This is a genomic window from Rhodococcus sp. IEGM 1241 (genome assembly GCF_033142365.1).
Taxonomy (GTDB): domain Bacteria; phylum Actinomycetota; class Actinomycetes; order Mycobacteriales; family Mycobacteriaceae; genus Rhodococcus_F; species Rhodococcus_F erythropolis.
In genome coordinates this window covers 1-16,505 of the sequence record NZ_JAWLSE010000027.1, presented here as the reverse complement: position 1 = coordinate 16,505, position 16,505 = coordinate 1, and the positions used below count along the sequence as shown (strand labels likewise).

15 protein-coding genes and 3 pseudogenes are annotated in these 16,505 nt (G+C 60.1%); 16 read left to right on the top strand and 2 right to left on the bottom strand.

The window, feature by feature from the left end; genetic code table 11:
• Positions 1 to 352 precede the first annotated feature (352 nt).
• From R4P70_RS31855 to R4P70_RS31840, 4 genes and pseudogenes are all read left to right on the top strand, one after another.
• A pseudogene (locus R4P70_RS31855) lies at positions 353 to 561 on the top strand (cytochrome P450); the annotation flags it as partial.
• Positions 562 to 577: 16 nt separating this feature from the next.
• Positions 578 to 1,186 carry a TetR family transcriptional regulator gene (locus R4P70_RS31850; protein ID WP_021334597.1) on the top strand — a complete coding sequence of 203 codons (609 nt, stop codon included), beginning with the start codon at positions 578 to 580 and terminating at the stop codon, positions 1,184 to 1,186.
• A 569-nt stretch (positions 1,187 to 1,755) separates the two neighbouring features.
• Positions 1,756 to 2,049 carry a transposase gene (locus R4P70_RS31845; protein ID WP_030537996.1) on the top strand — a complete coding sequence of 98 codons (294 nt, stop codon included), beginning with the start codon at positions 1,756 to 1,758 and terminating at the stop codon, positions 2,047 to 2,049.
• Positions 2,046 to 2,573: a transposase gene (locus R4P70_RS31840; protein ID WP_011331550.1), complete on the top strand. Its 528-nt coding sequence runs from the start codon at positions 2,046 to 2,048 to the stop codon at positions 2,571 to 2,573. Before R4P70_RS31845 ends, R4P70_RS31840 begins: the two co-directional genes overlap by 4 nt.
• Here R4P70_RS31840 and R4P70_RS31835 read toward each other — a convergent pair.
• Positions 2,497 to 3,687 carry an IS30 family transposase gene (locus tag R4P70_RS31835; RefSeq protein WP_371746466.1) on the bottom strand — a complete coding sequence of 397 codons (1,191 nt, stop codon included), beginning with the start codon at positions 3,685 to 3,687 and terminating at the stop codon, positions 2,497 to 2,499. The genes R4P70_RS31840 and R4P70_RS31835 overlap by 77 nt on opposite strands.
• 243 nt (positions 3,688 to 3,930) lie before the next feature.
• Positions 3,931 to 4,056, bottom strand: a pseudogene (locus tag R4P70_RS32825) (transposase); the annotation flags it as partial.
• A 50-nt stretch (positions 4,057 to 4,106) separates the two neighbouring features.
• On the opposite strand from R4P70_RS32825, the pseudogene R4P70_RS31830 reads away from it, so the two are divergent.
• The 12 genes and pseudogenes from R4P70_RS31830 to R4P70_RS32820 all read left to right on the top strand — a co-directional run.
• Positions 4,107 to 4,565, top strand: a pseudogene (locus tag R4P70_RS31830) (transposase); the annotation flags it as partial.
• A 424-nt stretch (positions 4,566 to 4,989) separates the two neighbouring features.
• Positions 4,990 to 5,400 carry an SCP2 sterol-binding domain-containing protein gene (locus R4P70_RS31825; protein WP_011331542.1) on the top strand — a complete coding sequence of 137 codons (411 nt, stop codon included), beginning with the start codon at positions 4,990 to 4,992 and terminating at the stop codon, positions 5,398 to 5,400.
• A gap of 54 nt (positions 5,401 to 5,454) precedes the next feature.
• On the top strand, positions 5,455 to 7,083 hold the full coding sequence (locus R4P70_RS31820) for a fatty acid--CoA ligase (protein WP_011331541.1): 1,629 nt from the start codon (positions 5,455 to 5,457) through the stop codon (positions 7,081 to 7,083).
• A 42-nt stretch (positions 7,084 to 7,125) separates the two neighbouring features.
• Complete coding sequence (locus R4P70_RS31815) at positions 7,126 to 8,232, top strand: NDMA-dependent alcohol dehydrogenase (protein ID WP_011331540.1); 1,107 nt, start codon at positions 7,126 to 7,128, stop codon at positions 8,230 to 8,232.
• Between the two features lie 306 nt (positions 8,233 to 8,538).
• Complete coding sequence (locus R4P70_RS31810) at positions 8,539 to 9,936, top strand: aldehyde dehydrogenase family protein (RefSeq protein WP_011331539.1); 1,398 nt, start codon at positions 8,539 to 8,541, stop codon at positions 9,934 to 9,936.
• Positions 9,937 to 10,285: 349 nt separating this feature from the next.
• The gene (locus R4P70_RS31805; protein WP_011331538.1) at positions 10,286 to 10,606 is read left to right on the top strand and encodes a 2Fe-2S iron-sulfur cluster-binding protein; all 321 of its coding nucleotides are present in this window, start codon (positions 10,286 to 10,288) and stop codon (positions 10,604 to 10,606) included.
• A 26-nt stretch (positions 10,607 to 10,632) separates the two neighbouring features.
• Positions 10,633 to 12,021: a cytochrome P450 gene (locus tag R4P70_RS31800; protein ID WP_021334602.1), complete on the top strand. Its 1,389-nt coding sequence runs from the start codon at positions 10,633 to 10,635 to the stop codon at positions 12,019 to 12,021.
• The gene (locus tag R4P70_RS31795; RefSeq protein ID WP_011331536.1) at positions 12,018 to 13,220 is read left to right on the top strand and encodes an NAD(P)/FAD-dependent oxidoreductase; all 1,203 of its coding nucleotides are present in this window, start codon (positions 12,018 to 12,020) and stop codon (positions 13,218 to 13,220) included. The genes R4P70_RS31800 and R4P70_RS31795 overlap by 4 nt, the downstream gene beginning before the upstream one ends.
• A 318-nt stretch (positions 13,221 to 13,538) precedes the next feature.
• The gene (locus tag R4P70_RS31790; RefSeq protein ID WP_011331535.1) at positions 13,539 to 14,603 is read left to right on the top strand and encodes a BtrH N-terminal domain-containing protein; all 1,065 of its coding nucleotides are present in this window, start codon (positions 13,539 to 13,541) and stop codon (positions 14,601 to 14,603) included.
• A gap of 601 nt (positions 14,604 to 15,204) precedes the next feature.
• A complete protein-coding gene (locus tag R4P70_RS31785) occupies positions 15,205 to 15,462 on the top strand; it encodes a PaaI family thioesterase (RefSeq protein ID WP_306300966.1) in 258 nt (85 codons plus the stop codon).
• A 376-nt stretch (positions 15,463 to 15,838) separates the two neighbouring features.
• Positions 15,839 to 16,120 carry a transposase gene (locus R4P70_RS31780; protein WP_225320460.1) on the top strand — a complete coding sequence of 94 codons (282 nt, stop codon included), beginning with the start codon at positions 15,839 to 15,841 and terminating at the stop codon, positions 16,118 to 16,120.
• A 27-nt stretch (positions 16,121 to 16,147) separates the two neighbouring features.
• Positions 16,148 to 16,456 (top strand): IS3 family transposase, encoded by a 309-nt coding sequence (locus R4P70_RS32820; RefSeq protein ID WP_030538004.1) that lies wholly within the window; start codon positions 16,148 to 16,150, stop codon positions 16,454 to 16,456.
• Positions 16,457 to 16,505: the final 49 nt, after the last annotated feature.

Here is a 16,505-nt window from a genome sequence, read left to right as displayed (position 1 = left end):
CCGGAACCGTCACCGGACACGCCGGTATCCGAGGTCGCCTGACACACCTTAATCCACAGAATTTGACGATTCCTCCCGACGCAGTCAACTTCGACCACAATTTGAACGATCACATAAACGCAGCATCAGGAGTTGGTTATGGCTGGTGAGACCTTTGTATCGTACGACGAGAGAATGGCGAGACGCCTCTTCGAGGAAGGCTGCCGTTGATGCGGATCGCAATCAACAACGCAGTGCCCGGCATCGACGGCGACCTGCGGGGCGCCCGACCATCTCAGGCCACTGCGGATCGGCGCACGCACGGCAGGTCCGGTGCGCGGCGTCTGTCAGTTGTTCGTTTCCGCGGTACTAGCACGACAAAGCGGACATGACCGCTGCCGGAGAAGAAGCCGGATTCGATCTGGACCTCCACGTGTAGGGCAACGCTGAGACCTAAGGCACTGATTAGCTGGGCCGGGAGAGTTTTTGGGCAACTTGGTATTGCTAATCGTCGGCGGCAACGACATGACCCGGGATTCAATGATCGGCGATGTTCTGGCATTGAACCGGTTCCTTGATCAGCCGTTACACTCTAGTCATGGTTGTCGAGCCCGTCCGGGTTTCCTTTCGTCTGCAGCTGCGCGCTGAAGCCTTGCGAGCAGCTCAGGAGTTGGCCATCGAGAAGGGCTGGGAGAAAGTGCGATTCAGTGAAATCGCCGCTGTGATTGGCGTATCCCGGCCTACGTTGTATCGCGAGTTCGCGAGTAAAGCTGCCCTCGGCGACGCACTAGTCGTGCGCGAGACTCACCGCTTTCTGGATGGAATCCGGAAGGTCCTCGACGCAAACGCAGCCGACGTACCGACGGCCATCACGGCAGCCGTTCGTTACACGTTGGACGAAGCCGTTGAAAGTCCCCTGTTGGGCGTCCAGCTTGGCCGTTCGGATGACCTCACCCGTATGGGCACTGGGGTGTTGCCGTTACTCGCTACATCGACGAACATGCTGAAGTCCGCCACCGAAGAATTGGTGACGTGGATTCAGACCCATCTCAGAGGTGATCGTGCTGCCGACGTTGTCCCTGCGGTCGATGTTTGGATCCGCCTCACCGTCAGTCATCTGGTGCTCCCGGGTTCTATGGAACGCTGCAACCAAGCCGTAGCAGACCAGATTTCACTCTCGGTGCTCCGCTACCTTGGCCTTCGGTAGAACGAGCCCGCAGAGTAGGCTTCGTAACCTTCGTAGACTGCGATACTGGGTCGTGTGGCGTCGTAGCACGGTAACGAGATGTCGACAATGGTAAATGGGCATTAGTCCCTCCGCCAGTCACGATTTTTCGCCGCATGACATCCCGCGACAGCTGTCGTTGTGTGGGAAGGCGGAGCACACTGGTGCGCTCGTGTCGACATCGTGTGGCGGAAGACCGAATCGAACGCAGCGTTCTCTCTCTTCACCTAACATTCGCAGGAAAGTGGTTTGCTGGGGTCCAGCCTGAACACTCACTTCGATGGCCGCGGCATCAGAGGTAGGCCAAGTGGCTTTGTCAAACCATCGCCCTCCTATGGGAGGGCGATTCAGTGTCGCCGGAGCGGCGAGTACATCGTATACCGGGTCCCGCTGACGGGTATAACTGGTTTCCGCTGCGCAGACGTGCGTGTGGGAACGGAGAAAGTCACGCTACCGCCAACTGACCCATAACTTTATCCGAATGGGTCTGCTGCACGGATAGGTGACATCTGATCTGGCTTACCTTCGGGGTGGCCTGGAAGGATGCAGCTATGCCGAAGCCTTACCCACAGGAGTTTCGCGAGGATGTAGTCCGGGTGGCCCGCGGCCGGGAACCGGGTGTGACGATCGATCAGGTTGCCGCGGATTTCGGGGTGCACCCGATGACACTGTCGAAGTGGATGCGACGAGCCGATGTCGATGACGGTACGAAACCCGGGCTGAGCAGCATGAGTATGGCCGAGAACCGGGAGTTGAAGAAACGAGTTCGGCTGCTGGAGCAGGAGAATGAGGTGCTGCGGCGAGCTGCGGCGTATCTGTCGCAGGCGAATCTGCCGGGAAAATGATGTACCCGCTCGTGAAGGAGCTCGCCGTCGACGGAATCCCCGTCGCGGTCTCGTGCCGGGTCTTGAAGCTCTCCCGCCAACCGTACTATCGGTGGCTGCGTGATGCGGTCACCGAGGCAGATCTGACCTGGGCATATCGGGCGAACGCGTTGTTCGATGCCCACCGGGACGACCCTGAGTTCGGGTACCGGTTTCTCGCCGACGAAGCCGAGGCCGCGGGTCAGGTCATGGCGGCACGGACGGCGTGGCGGATCTGCTCGGATAACACCTGGTGGTCGAGGTTCGGCAAGAAGCCTCGCCGACTGAAGTCGGTGCGTTCCGGGCCGGCCGTGCACGAGGACCTGGTGCAACGCGAGTTCACCGCGCAGCGTCCGAACCGATTGTGGCTCACCGACATCACCGAGCACCCCACCGCTTGGATTCCAGCAATCGTCGCAACACTCGTAATTACGAGACTTCCAGTAAAGCACTCAGGCGCTCGGCAGGGGTGTCCCAGTCGAGCGATTTCCGGGGTCGGTCGTTAAGCTCCTCCGCGACGGCCAAGAGTTTGTCGACGCTGTGCGCTTCCAGGTCGGTACCGCGCGGGAAGTATTGGCGGAGAAGCCCGTTGGTGTTCTCGTTGCTGCCGCGCTGCCAGGGAGCGCCCGCGTCTGCGAAGTAGACGTCGAAGTTGGTCGCGGCGGCGAATGCCCGGTGCTCGGCCATCTCGGCGCCTTGGTCCCAGGTCAGAGTTCCTCGCAGCGATGCGGGCAGATGACGGACGGTGGTAATGAGAGAGTCGCGGACGGCTTCGGCAGTCCGTTCACGTCCGAGGTGCCCGAGCATCACGAAGCGGGAGGAGCGTTCGACTAGTGTCGCGATCGCCGATCCACCCAGCGCACCGATGATGAGATCGCCCTCCCAATGACCTGGCACTTTTCGCGAGTCAACCTCTGCCGGCCGATTGCTGATCGAGTTCATCGGGTCTACGAACCGCGGCCGACGGGCATCGGACTGCCTATGTGGCTTGCGCGCAATTCGACCGCGGCGCAGTTGCTTTCCGAGTTCACGTGTGAGATCGCCTCGGGCGTGCACGTAGATCGCTTGATAAATCGTCTCGGTGTTCGCACGCATTTCCGGCGTGGTCGGGAAGTCCTTGACCAGTCGGTGACTGATCTGTTGCGGCGACCACCTTTTCGCCAATTTCCCTTGGACATAGGAACGAAGCTCGGCATTGGCAACCAGCTTCGCCCTCCGCGGCCTGGCCCGATGCTTCACCGACAGCCGATGCGCCGTATGAGGCATATATCCCCTCACCGAGACGGTGTTGCGCTTGAGTTCTCGGCTGATCGTCGACGGTGCGCGTCGCATCTCCGACGCGATCGCCCGGATCGACAACCCCGCACGCCGTAGATCCTGCAACTGCTCCCGTTCGAGCAGGCTGAGGTAACGGGGATGGATGATCTTCTCGACCACATTGAGGTCGACACTTCCGCCGATCGCGCGAGTTCTTCGTTCTGGCACAACATCATTGTTCTTTACGGGGTACCGCACCACCCGGCCGTCGGGATAGACACGCCCTCGGTTGATGATGGTGATGCCTTTGTCCCAGTCGGTCGCCGATCGGGCATCGGCCCCGACGCGAGCCCTCGCCTCCACGCGCGTGAGTCCCGCCGCTCGTAGACGTAGGAACTCTTCACGCCGCGGGTTGACCTTGCGTGCCTCGCTGGTCGATATTCCTGCTTTCCGCGCCCATACATGGGCTGTTGGCCGATGAATCCCCAGCTCATGAGCAACAGTTGAGATGATTTGCCGCTCGCGAACGAGCCGCAAGAACTCAGCTTTGAGTTCCGCGGGGTAGGTGCGCGGCGCGGCCCGCGCCATGGTCAGCCCTGTCTTCCGCAACCAGTTGTAGCCTGCGTCTTCATGAACGCCGACTGCACGCGCTGCGGCGCGGACCGTGCCACCTCTATCGAGTAGTCGGAAGAATTCTTCCTTCTGCTGATCCGTGTACTTTTTGCCAGCCATTGCAACACCTTCCAGTAGGTGTTGCGACGATTGCTGGAATCCAAGCCGGTGAGGGGAAGCTGTATCTGTGTGCGATCAAAGATGCCTGCGGTAATCGGATCGTCGGATACTCCATCGACTCGCGGATGAAAGCCCGCCTGGCGGTCACCGCTCTGAACAACGCCCTCGCTCGCCGCGGCGACGTCACCGGATGCGTGGTTCACTCGGACCGAGGCTCTCAATTTTCGTCCCGAAAGTTCCTTAACGTCTTAACTACTCACGACCTGATCGGATCGATGGGCAAAGTCGGAGCCTGCGGCGACAACGCTGCAATGGAAAGCTTTTTCTCGCTGTTGCAAAAGAACGTCCTCGACCGTCAGGCCTGGGCGACCCGCCAGGAGCTCCGAACAGCGATCGTCACCTGGATCGAGCGGACCTATCACCGCCGCCGACGCCAGGCCGCCCTCGGCCGATTGACCCCCATCGAATACGAGACCATCATGAACACACCAGCCGCACCGGCTGCGTGACTACAACTGTCACCTATCCGTGCAGCAGACCCAATCTTGTTTCCTTGTGATCGTGGCCGATGCGTATGCCGTCATCTTTGGCTTGAAATGCGCTGCGACTCCCGCAGCGTCTCGTATTCCACTGTCGGACTTCCACGGTCCGCTCCGAGCAGATCATGTTCTTGTCGCAACCCGACGCATCCGCGTGAGTAACCTCAGGGTATTTACAAAAACAAAAAAAGGTAACGATTTGAGCAAAAGGTGGTATGGTGAACATCACACGCACCCTCGTGTGGGCGGGAAGCATGCCTCGCAACGACGAGTTCGGCTGAGAGGCGGTCACCCCCGATGACTTGTTTGACGGGAGCGGTGACTATCGCAGATTGAGCGTCCCTGGTCGCTCGCGACCGCGCATTACCTACAACGAGATTGGTGGAGGTTCGAGATGGCTGTGTTCAAGAATGAGGACGAGGTTTACGCCTACATGGCCGGGATATTTCGGCGTGGCCTGGAGATCGAGGGGCTGGCGGACAAGCTTGCGGGCTCGGGGGTGGTGTTGCGGGTGTATTACACCGATCCGGATGCGGTGGTGACGGTGGATATGCCGAACAAAGTGGTGGAGACCGGAGCTTCGAGTACCGCAGTCCCCAATGTCGAACTGTTCATGTCTTCGGACACCGGGAACAAGTTCTGGCTAGGGAAGGTGAACCTGACAATGGCGATGGCCAAGGGAACCGTGCGCGCAAAAGGGCCGGTGCCCAAGTTGCTCAAACTGATCCCACAGGCCAAGAACCTGTTTCCCGAGTACAAGTCGATGTTGCAGAGCGAGAATCGACAGGATCTCATCGATGCGTGACTACCGATCGATGCGTGACTTCCGCTTGACCGCTGACCGCAGGACGGTGGCGCGATGAAAAGCACCATGCAGGACGTTCCGCTGACCGTGTCGTCGATAGTGCGGCATGCCTCCAGGATTCATGGCGAGCGTGCGGTGTTGACCGCGCGTGGACCCGGGCAGATCTCCCGGGTGTCGTACCGAGAGCTGGGCGAACGTGCGGCTCAGTTGGCTAATGCATTGCGCGCGATCGGGATTCGTGGAGATGAGCGCGTCGCGACCCTCCAATGGAGTAACCAGGAGCATCTGGAATGCTATTCGGCGGTGCCATCGATGGGCGCGGTGCTGCACACGTTGAATCTGCGACTGCCGACTGAACAGCTGACGTGGATCGCAAACCATGCCGACGATCGGGTGGTCATCGTCGACGGAACGGTCCTTCCTCTCCTGGCGTCGGCTCTTCCCTCGATGACCTCGGTTCGCACGGTGCTCGTCACCGGTACTGGCGACCTTGCCGCTGTTGAGGGGTGTGGAAAGGACGTCCTTCGGTACGACGATGTGGTCGCCGCCCAGCCGAGCTCATTCGACTGGCCAGACGTCGACGAACGGTCGGCCGCTGCGATGTGCTACACCAGCGGCACCACCGGCCATCCGAAAGGCGTTATCTACAGCCATCGTTCGACGTGGCTGCATTCTCAGGCAGCGTGCGCCTCGAATGCGCTGGGCATCGGTCATGACGACACGGTATTGACGATCGTGCCGATGTTCCATGCCAATGCGTGGGGACTGCCGTACGCGGCGATGATGGCAGGCGCGCAGATGCTGCTGCCCGACCGCTTTTTACAGGCTGAGCCGTTGGTGGAGATGATCGAGGCAGCGCGACCGACGATGGCGGGAGCGGTCCCGACGATCTGGACCGACGTTTTGCACTACCTGCGTGACAATCCAGGCCATGACGTCAGTTCGCTGAAGATGGTGGCCTGCGGGGGTTCAGCCGTTCCGCGGTCGTTGATAACCGCTTACGACGAGCTGGGTATCCGCATCGTACAGGCATGGGGAATGACCGAGACCTCGCCGCTTGCTGCAGTCGCGCTCCCGCGGGACACCGACTCACCGGAGAGGTCCCTTCAGGTACGCGGAACCCAGGGCAGGGTGGTGGCCGGTGTGGAGGCCCGCATCGTCGACGACTCTGATGCTGAGCAGCCCTGGGACGGAAAGTCGGTGGGCGAGATTCAGATTCGCGGCCCATGGATCACCGGGTCGTACTACCAGCATGACAGTGCGGCGGTGACGCCGGATGGATGGTTGTGTACCGGAGATGTTGGCGTGATCAGCGCAGATGCGTTCATCACTCTGACCGACCGTTCCAAGGATGTCATCAAGTCGGGAGGTGAATGGATCTCGTCAGTCGAACTGGAGAATGAATTGGCCGCTCATCCTGCGGTGCGCACCGCCACTGTGATCGGTGTGCCAGACGATAAGTGGCAGGAACGACCGCTGGCAGTGGTTGTCCTCGATACCGGACGCACCGTTACGGCTAGGGAGCTGTCGGGATTCTTGCGCGACCGTGTGGCCAAGTGGTGGCTACCTGAACGATGGGCATTCGTTACTGAAGTTCCACTGACCTCGACAGGCAAGTTTGACAAGAAGAAGTTGCGGCGCCAATACGCCGACGGTGACTTCATTGTTGAGACGCTCGACTGAATCGGCCTTCACGGCAACCGAATTATTGATCTAAGGAGAATCATGAAGACACGCGCTGCTGTTCTCTGGGGCCTGGGAGAGAAGTGGGAGGTAGAGGAAGTCGAGCTTGATCCGCCCGGCCCCAACGAGGTGCTCGTCAGGCTGACCGCGAGTGGGTTGTGCCATTCCGATGAACATCTCGTGACCGGTGACTTGCCCTTCCCTCTACCCGTAGTCGGCGGTCACGAAGGCGCCGGCACCGTGGTGGAAATCGGCGCGGGAGTCGAGGATATCGCCGAGGGCGATTCGGTCATCCTCACCTTCCTTCCGTCGTGCGGGCACTGTTCCTACTGCGCACGCGGTATAGGGAACCTGTGCGACGCAGGCGCGGCCGTCATGATGGGACCCCAGCTCGATGGCACCTACCGCTTCCATGCACGCGGCGAGGACATCGGCCAGATGTGCTTGCTGGGCACCTTCTCGGAGTACACGGTCGTGCCGAGGGCGTCGCTGGTTAAGATCGATACAGGAACACCGCTGGATAAGGCGGCGTTGATCGGCTGCGGCGTCACCACCGGTTACGGGTCGGCGGTGCGCACAGGCGAAGTGCGCGCCGGGGACACAGTGGTCGTAATCGGAGCCGGCGGTATCGGCATGAACGCGATTCAAGGCGCACGGATCGCCGGCGCGTTGAACATCATCGCCGTCGACCCCGTGGAATTCAAAAGGGAGCAATCCAGCGTGTTCGGCGCGACGCATGCCGTTGCCTCGATCGACGAAGCGTGGGCGCTGGTCAGTGACATTACTCGCGGCAAACTCGCCGACGTCTGCATCTTGACCACGGATGTCGCCGAAGGGTCCTATACTTCCGAGGCGCTATCACTCGTTGGCAAACGTGGGCGAGTGGTTGTCACCGCGATCGGGCATCCCGAGGAGACCACTATGTCGGGCTCTTTGTTGGAGTTGACACTCTACGAAAAGCAGATCCGCGGTTCCCTGTACGGCTCGTCGAACGCTGCGCATGACGTCCCTCGCCTCGTCGAACTGTACAACGGCGGAAACCTCAAGCTCGATGAGCTGATCACCCGTGAGTACACTCTCGATCAGATTAACGAGGGCTATGAGGACATGCGATCAGGCCGCAACATCCGAGGGCTCATTCGATTCTGACGCCACCGCGGGGACAAATTCCCGCAGTCAGTGGTGAATGTCGGGTGGCGGAGCCCAAATAACGGCGAGGTTTGCAGATCGAGTACTGCGCCGTGGAGCCCTCACCGGCTTAGGGGCATTTCCGTGAAACTCGCCCACAAATGCAACGACTCCGGCAATACCTTGATGGTGACCGGCCGATGTCGTTCTAAATCTCCCTCATGAAGAAAGCCTCGGCTGTCGTGGTCGGCGCCGTTGGGACCCCGATTCGATGATGTCTACCCGTTTACCAGAGAAATCGCCCGAGCTACTAGAAAGGCAGTTGACATGCCATTACAAATGGAGGCGCAGGGCGGCAGGCGCGACCGCAAGCAACTGCTCGACGAGGTCCGACGTGTCGCAAATTCAGGCCGCACACGGGATCTGCAGTGGCGACTGGACCAATTGACAGGGATCGAGCGACTTTGTTCCGAACGTGAGAGCGAAATCGCCTTGGCGTTGTCCAAGGACCTAGGCCGCTCTTCTGTAGAGGCATGGCTCGGCGACATCAACGCCACGAAGACTGAAGCCCGCTACGCGCGGAAGCACCTGAAGAAATGGATGCGGCATAAGAGAGTGTCGTTGCCGCTGAGTCAATTGCCCGGTCGCGGGTGGGTGCAGTACGACCCGTTGGGCGTCGTCCTGATCATCGGACCATGGAACTATCCCCTGTATTTGAATCTGGGTCCCTTGGTGGCGGCGGTGGCAGCCGGCAACTGCGCAGTGATCAAGCCATCCGAGCTTGCGCCTGCAACCTCCGAGTTGCTTGCCCGGTTGGTGCCGCAATATGTTGATGCGGAGGCGGTCCGCGTTGTCGAGGGTGACGGGGAGACGACTCAGGATCTGCTTTTCCAGGGTTTCGATCACGCCTTGTTTACTGGAAGCACCGAGATCGGTAAGAAGATTATGGCCACTGCCGCGCTGACGTTGACTCCGGTGACGCTCGAGTTGGGCGGGAAGAGCCCAGTCGTCGTGGCAGCCGACGCCGACATCGACGTCGCTGCGCGTCGGATTGCGTGGGTGAAATTGCTCAACTCTGGACAAACCTGCATCGCCCCGGATTATGTTCTGGCTGATAAGTCGATCGTCGACGAACTGGTGGAGAAGATCGTCCAGAACATCGTCCAGTTCCGGTCTGCCGAAGAAGAGTTCGCGCTGCCGATCGTCAATGCACGGCAATTCGACCGCTTGGTTCAACTACTCACCGCCACCCAGGGCACCATCGTCAGCGGAGGGCACTTCAACCGAGACAGTTTGCGTATCGAGCCGACGGTCATTGTGAATCCGCCCGACACCGACGCGATGATGGCCAGTGAAATCTTCGGCCCTGTGTTGCCAATCCTCACGATCGACTCGATTAGCGCAGCTGTAACCCGTATTAACGCCGGCCCGAAGCCATTAGCACTTTACCTATTCACCACTTCATCGCAGCTAGGTCGTGACCTGATCGACCGCATCCCGTCCGGTGGTGCCGTCATCAATCACGTCGCATTGCACTGCTTAATTCCGCAGCTGCCTTTCGGTGGTGTCGGTGCCAGCGGCCTCGGCGAGTATCACGGCAAATGGGGGTTCGAGGCTCTCAGCCACCGCAGAGCAGTGCTGTCCAAATCCACCAAACCCGATCTGCGTCTGATTTATCCACCGTATACTGAACGTACGATCAAGTTGCTACGGAAACTTCTGTGAACGGGTTGGTGCCCGCCGTTCGAATGACCCCTGTTATCGCTGATCCTGAAGGTTTTCGGCGCCGGGGGGACCTACTTTTCGTCAACCAAAAGTGGGGAGCCGTAAATCAAATGGCATCAAGGCTCGGGGATGAGCGAATTCTCGGATTGAGCGTTGCGAGTTCAGGCTCGCTAGGTCGAACTGGAATGACTCGTTGCGTGAAAGCTGGAGGAGGCACGCCCGCATCATTGCGTTTCATTTTCCCCCCTGAGTCGAATTCACAACCATCTGACTCTGGCGAACATAGCCGACATGGTCAGTTGCTGTCAGAATTTAAAATCCCATCAATACGCTGCATCAGGAGTTGGTTATGGCTGTTGTCACTTTTGTCTCTCGCGACGGCGAGGAGCGTGAGGTGTCTCTCGAGGAAGGTTCGTCGTTGATGCAGATCGCAACCAACAACGCGGTGCCCGGTATTGATGGCGACTGTGGGGGTGAAGCCGCGTGTGGGACCTGCCATGTGATCGTCGACCCGCAGTGGTCCGAGTTGGTCGGACGTTCAGGATCGGAGGAGGAGGAGATGCTTGCGATGAACCCCGAGCGTCAACCCACCTCCCGATTGTCTTGCCAGATGCTCGTTTCGGCGGCGTGGGACGGCTTGATTGTCCAGACGCCAGAATTTCAGATGTGACCCACGAGAGTGACGGATAAGACGTAATGAAGGTTTCTGAAGTGATCACTGACAAAGTTCAATCTGCCATCCCGATCGACCTGCAAATCCGCGGCGCACACCTGTACGACAGGACCCGACGTTGGGTGACCGGATCGAACGGAAAGAAGCTGTTCGTAGAGAGCCCAATACCACCGGTCGAAGACGTCGAGCTCGCTGACATCGACCTCAGCAACCCGTTTCTCTATCGTCAGGGGCGTTGGCAGTCCTACTACGAGCGCCTACGCAATGAGGCGCCGGTGCACTATTTACCGGACAGTCCCTTCGGGCCGTTCTGGTCGGTCACGCGGCATGCCGACATAATGGCCGTCGACAAGGATCATGAGTCATTCTCCGCCGAGCCGCTAATCGTCATCGGGGTCCCGCCGCGTTTTTTAGATATCACAATGTTCATTGCGATGGATCCGCCCCGCCATGACAGGCAGCGGGCCGCCGTCCAGGGCGTGGTCGCGCCGAAGAATCTTCGTGAGATGGAGGGGCTGATTCGTTCGCGAGTCCAGGAGGTGCTCGATGACCTGCCAAGGAATGAGCCATTCGACTGGGTACAGAACGTCTCTATCGAGTTGACCGCTCGAATGCTTGCAACCCTTCTCGATTTTCCATACGAACAGCGTCATAAACTCGTCGAATGGTCAGACCTCGCAACCTCGATGGAGCAGACCAACGGCGGCCCCTCAGACCTCGACGACACGTTCGTCGGTATGCGCGAGATGGCACAAGGTCTCAGCGAGCACTGGCACGACAAAGCGGCCCGGACCGCTGCCGGAGAAGAACCAGGGTTCGACCTGATCACCATGCTGCAGAGCAACGCCGACACCAAGGACCTGATCAGCCGACCGATGGAATTCTTGGGCAACCTCGTATTGCTGATCGTCGGTGGCAACGACACCACCCGCAATTCGATGAGCGGCGGTGTTCTCGCGCTGAACCGGTTCCCCGATCAATTCGAGAAACTCAAGGCCAATCCCGACCTGATCTCCAACATGAACTCGGAGATCATCCGGTGGCAGACACCATTGGCCTACATGCGACGAATCGCCAAGGTCGACACGGTGCTCAACGGGCAGTTCATCCGGAAAGGCGACAAGGTCGTGATGTGGTACGCGTCGGGCAACCGCGACGAACGCGTGTTCGACCGGCCCGACGACTTCATCATCGACCGGGCCAACGCGCGCAACCACATCTCTTTCGGCTTCGGTGTTCACCGCTGTATGGGTAACCGGTTGGCCGAACTTCAGCTGCGGATCCTCTGGGAGGAATTGCTCGCTCGTTTCGAGAACATCGATGTCATCGGCGAACCCGAATACGTCCAGTCCAACTTCGTGAGAGGGATCAGCAAGATGACGGTCCGCCTCACCCCGAAATCCGACGCATGACCGCACAGCGCGCCGTCATCATCGGGGCCAGCCATGCTGGGGCTCAACTCGCAGCCAGCCTGCGCCAGGAACGTTGGACCGGAGAGATCGTCCTCATCGGCGATGAATCAGCGCTGCCGTACCAACGCCCTCCTTTGTCGAAGGCTTACCTGGCCTCGAAGAGCACGCTCAAGGACCTGGAGATCCGAAGCGTCGAGTTCTACAGCAAGCACGGGATCCAACTCCTGGACGCGACTGTAGAGGCGATCGACCGCTCAGCAGGAAGCCTTTCGCTCAGCACTGGCGACGCGTTGACCTATGACAAGCTCGCCTTGTGCACCGGTGCCCGCCCGCGGCGGCTCCCTACCCCGGGGGCCGACCTGGCCGGCGTCTACTACCTACGCACCGCCGCGGATGTTGGGTTGATTCGAAAGGCCGCGACCCCCGGACGTCGAGCCGTGATCGTCGGCGGGGGCTACATCGGCCTAGAGACGGCCGCCTCCTTGCGTGCACTGGGTCTGGAGGTCACCGTGTTGGAGGCGACCGAACGCGTCCTCGAGCGGGTCACCGCTCCCGAAGTCTCCGCATTTTTCGACCGAATCCACCGCAGTGAAGGGGTCGATATCCGCACGGGAGCCCTGGTCGAAGCGCTCACCGGCGATAGCCGCGTCCGCGAAGTGGTCCTGGCCAGCGGCGAATCAATCCCTGCCGACCTCCTCATTGTCGGAATCGGCGTGGAGCCCAATGTCGACCTCGCCGCCGCCGCGGACCTTGCTGTTGACAATGGCGTCGTCATCGACGACCACGCCCGGACCAGTGATCACAACATCGTGGCCGCCGGGGATTGCGCCAGCCACGACATGGCCCGCTACGGACGTCGCATTCGCCTGGAGTCCGTGCCGAGCGCCGCCGAGCAGGCCAAGGTCGCTGCCGCGACCATTTGCGGAAAGCCTAAGGAGATAAAGGCGCTTCCCTGGTTCTGGTCGGATCAATACGATCTCAAGCTCCAGATCGCCGGGCTCAACACTGGGTACGACGAAGTCGTCCTCAGCGGAAACCCGACCCGTGACCGCGACTTCACCTGCTACTACCTACGCAGTGCAGAGCTGATTGCGGCGGACTGCATCAATCGTCCCCGCGACTTCATGTTCAGCAAGCGGGTCATCTCGCAGCAGCTCCCCATCGACCGCGCCGAACTGTCACTCGCCGGTGCAGTGTGAGGCGACTCTGCCTTGAGCTCGATCGATATGACGTCGGCGAGCGATACGCAATTCGAAGGACGAACAGGTCCAAACCTCATTCGGCGCGCCCACTAACGAAACTGCGGCTTCTATCGGCGGCTCGCGAATCGACCCTTCCCTCCGAGCTTGAGCTCGATCCAACGAGACCCGCAACAGTTCGGTGCCAACTGTGGGCCACCACTTCAGTGTTCGTAAGCAACGTCGACCCATGGGCTACGCATGCCCACTTGGAACGAATCCCTGGCAACTGACTGGTCTTCGACACCCCCACGCCCCGCCACTCGGAAAGGATCGCATATGCCGCACAAAACCCTCATCGAGGGCTACCCCCATCAGATCGGGGGCCACTGTGGTTCAGGCGCGATGCGAGATCTGCTGCACTGGCACGGTCTCGGGTGGGATGGACCGCCCAGCGAGGGGCTGACATTTACCCTCGGGGGTGCCTTGGGGTTGTCCTATCTTCGATCGAATGCCCTCGTTCCACCGCTTTATCTGGTGGGACGAGGTGCCGACTTCGAAGTCGACCTACCGCGCCGACTCGGCGGGCAGGTCGAGGTCCTAACCACCGACGATCCAGAGGAGGGATGGTCGTGGGTCCGCGACGAAATCGACTCCGGTCGACCAAGCCTGGTGTGGGGCGACATCGCCGAGCTACCGTATCTGAGGGTCCAGATGAAGATGAGCCGCCACGACATCGTCGTGATCGGCTACGACGAGGACGCGGGCGTAGCGTTCGTCGTAGACAACGACCGGGCCGAGGTGCAGGAGGTTCCCTTCGACTCGCTGGCCCGGGCCAGGTCTTCGACGTCGTTCCCGCAGCCAACGCGCCACTGCACGTATCGGATTACCTGGCCGAGCGACCTTCCCGTGATCGGTGACGCTGCAGCGGCAGCGTTTCGGCAGTCTGCTGATAACTTGCGTCAGCCATCAGGGGCAAGAATCGCCGATATCCCCGCATCGAGCGGTGCTGAGGGGCTGGCAGCCGCCGCAGCGCTGGCAGCCGACGTCCACACCTGGGCAGACCTTCCTGACGACGAACTCGAGATCCTACTGTTCGGTCTCGGCGCGTTCATCGAGAAAGCAGGCACCGGCGGCGGGTTGTTCCGACGCTTACTCGCCGAGGGGTGCGCCGAGGTCGCACGACTGACCGGCGACCTCGCCACAGAAGGCCTCGCGCAAGTCGCCGACCGTTGTGCGCAGGCCTGGACCGAGACCGCGCGCGCTTGCATCCAGCGTGACGTTGACATGCGAGCTCGCTTGAACGCGGTTGTCCTGTCAGCTGGTAGATTGCCCGGGGCCGAAAGGGATCTTGTCGAGGCTTTAGAGGTTGCGTCCAGCTCGTTGGTAACTGAAGACCGCTAACCACGTTCGTCTCGTGAAATAGATCAGGTAGCTTGTTATGTAAGCCGAAAGTTGGTGCAGAGAAGGGCATTACACGGAGAGTGCGTTTCATTGCGGTGGTACTAATATCCGTCAAAAGAGAATGCTGGTGACAGATACATGATGGGCGCGAAACTCGTCGAGGAGACTGACACGATGCGGCTGATTCTGTGATGATGCTCAGACGACGCTTTGATAAAATGGGGGTTGCCGGTGAAGGAGATCCGCTTGGTGACCGGGATCGTCTTGATGCCGTCGACAGGCTGAACCCTGCCTCAGTGGGTTGGTCGTGACAGAACCGCTTGAAACCTATCAAGATTGTTCCGAAGGCCAGGTTGAGATCGCGCTCGTGACGGACTGGTGGAGTAGCTTCGAGGAGCGGCGAGACACACTGGCCGATGGCGACCCTCTCCCGCCTCACCACCCATGGTGTCTCGGCTGTGGCCCGGACAACCCCCACGGTCATCATCTACTGGCGCGACGTCGCGGCGACGGCGTCGTGGCGGAGCATGTGTTCGATAGTCGGCATCGAGGTGCTCCGGGCATCGCGCATGGGGGAGCTGTGGTCACCGTGCTCGATGACATGGTGGGAATGCTTCTTTATGTGATCGGGGACATGGCGGTTACACGTAAGCTCGATGTCGAGTTCCTCGCGCCGGTTCGCCTGAAAGTGCCCTATGAGGTAAGTGCCACGCTGAAAGCGCGTGATGGACGCAAGCTGCACGTTGCTGCCGAAGTTCGAGCGCAAGGCGCCGGAGACGTAGTGGCCTCCGCCATTGGCGTCTTCATTGTCGTAGATCTGGCGCACTTCATCGCTGCGCTTCGACCCGAATCGCTCTAGTGTGTGTGCGCCCGTTAGCCAATCGGGGGTCACGCGCCGAACGACCATAGCGCATAAGGATCGTGGCGCCGAGGCGGTGGAGAAGTTCGTGAAGGTCAGCCGCGTGAAGGTCCAATCGAAGGGGTGGGCAGTAGCGTTATAACATTTCTGGAAGGCGAGTAGGCGGCCGGCCACCTCGTCGAGATCGCAGAAAAGTCGTCGGGCGTGAGGGCCTTTGCGCTGCACAGCGGTGAAGTAGATTTCGACCTGGTTCAACTACTACGCATGAACGGGTAGATGGATCATGCGAGCTGTACTGGCATGTCCCCAGTGAACGGGGCCATCTTGTTTTAGAGTCTTGTTGCCCGTGACGTGGGCGGATAGGACGATGAGGAACATGGCTGGACGGAAGAGGAACTCCGCAGAGGACATCGTGCGCAAGTTGCGCCGAGCAGACGAGCTCACCGCGGCGGGGAAAACGCAGGAAGAGATCGCCAGCGAGCTCGAGGTTTCGGCAGCGACGTTGTACAACTGGCGCCGCCAGTACGGCGGCATGGATATCGACGCAGCGAAAGAACTCAAGGAATTGCGGGAGCAGCAGGGCAAACTCAAACGACTACTCGCCGACACCGAACTGGAGAAGGACGCCCTGCGGGAGGTGGCGAAGGGAAAATTTTGAGCCCGGCTGACAAGCGGCGCTGTCGACATGCTCGTCACGACGATGAGAGTGTCGAAGCGGTTGGCCTGCAGAGCAGTTGGGCTTGCCCGGTCCACCTACGCCCGTACGCCGATCGCACAGACTCCCGCCGACCCCGATGCGGTCCTGAGAGCGATTCTGCGTGACTACGCGCGAACACACCCGTTGCATGGCTTCCGTCGCGCCTGGGCGCATCTGCGACACGATCAGGCGATGGCGGTGAACAAGAAGAAAGTGCACCGATTGTGGAAAGAGGAAGGTCTGCAGGTGAGGATCTACCATCCACGCAAGGAGGAATCGTCAAATTCTGTGGATTAAGGTGTGTCAGGCGACCTCGGATACCGGCGTGTCCGGTGACGGTTCCGGG

Bases quoted from the DNA above. Each gene is read 5' to 3' on its own strand.
- R4P70_RS31800 (WP_021334602.1), top strand. From the start codon at position 10,633: ATGAAGGTTTCTGAAGTGATCACTGACAAAGTTCAATCTGCCATCCCG.
- R4P70_RS31805 (WP_011331538.1), top strand. From the start codon at position 10,286: ATGGCTGTTGTCACTTTTGTCTCTCGCGACGGCGAGGAGCGTGAGGTG.
- R4P70_RS31845 (WP_030537996.1), top strand. From the start codon at position 1,756: ATGCCGAAGCCTTACCCACAGGAGTTTCGCGAGGATGTAGTCCGGGTG.
- R4P70_RS31810 (WP_011331539.1), top strand. From the start codon at position 8,539: ATGCCATTACAAATGGAGGCGCAGGGCGGCAGGCGCGACCGCAAGCAA.
- R4P70_RS31790 (WP_011331535.1), top strand. From the start codon at position 13,539: ATGCCGCACAAAACCCTCATCGAGGGCTACCCCCATCAGATCGGGGGC.
- R4P70_RS31785 (WP_306300966.1), top strand. From the start codon at position 15,205: ATGGTGGGAATGCTTCTTTATGTGATCGGGGACATGGCGGTTACACGT.
- R4P70_RS31825 (WP_011331542.1), top strand. From the start codon at position 4,990: ATGGCTGTGTTCAAGAATGAGGACGAGGTTTACGCCTACATGGCCGGG.
- R4P70_RS32820 (WP_030538004.1), top strand. From the start codon at position 16,148: ATGCTCGTCACGACGATGAGAGTGTCGAAGCGGTTGGCCTGCAGAGCA.
- R4P70_RS31850 (WP_021334597.1), top strand. From the start codon at position 578: ATGGTTGTCGAGCCCGTCCGGGTTTCCTTTCGTCTGCAGCTGCGCGCT.
- R4P70_RS31795 (WP_011331536.1), top strand. From the start codon at position 12,018: ATGACCGCACAGCGCGCCGTCATCATCGGGGCCAGCCATGCTGGGGCT.
- R4P70_RS31815 (WP_011331540.1), top strand. From the start codon at position 7,126: ATGAAGACACGCGCTGCTGTTCTCTGGGGCCTGGGAGAGAAGTGGGAG.
- R4P70_RS31820 (WP_011331541.1), top strand. From the start codon at position 5,455: ATGAAAAGCACCATGCAGGACGTTCCGCTGACCGTGTCGTCGATAGTG.
- R4P70_RS31780 (WP_225320460.1), top strand. From the start codon at position 15,839: ATGGCTGGACGGAAGAGGAACTCCGCAGAGGACATCGTGCGCAAGTTG.
- R4P70_RS31840 (WP_011331550.1), top strand. From the start codon at position 2,046: ATGATGTACCCGCTCGTGAAGGAGCTCGCCGTCGACGGAATCCCCGTC.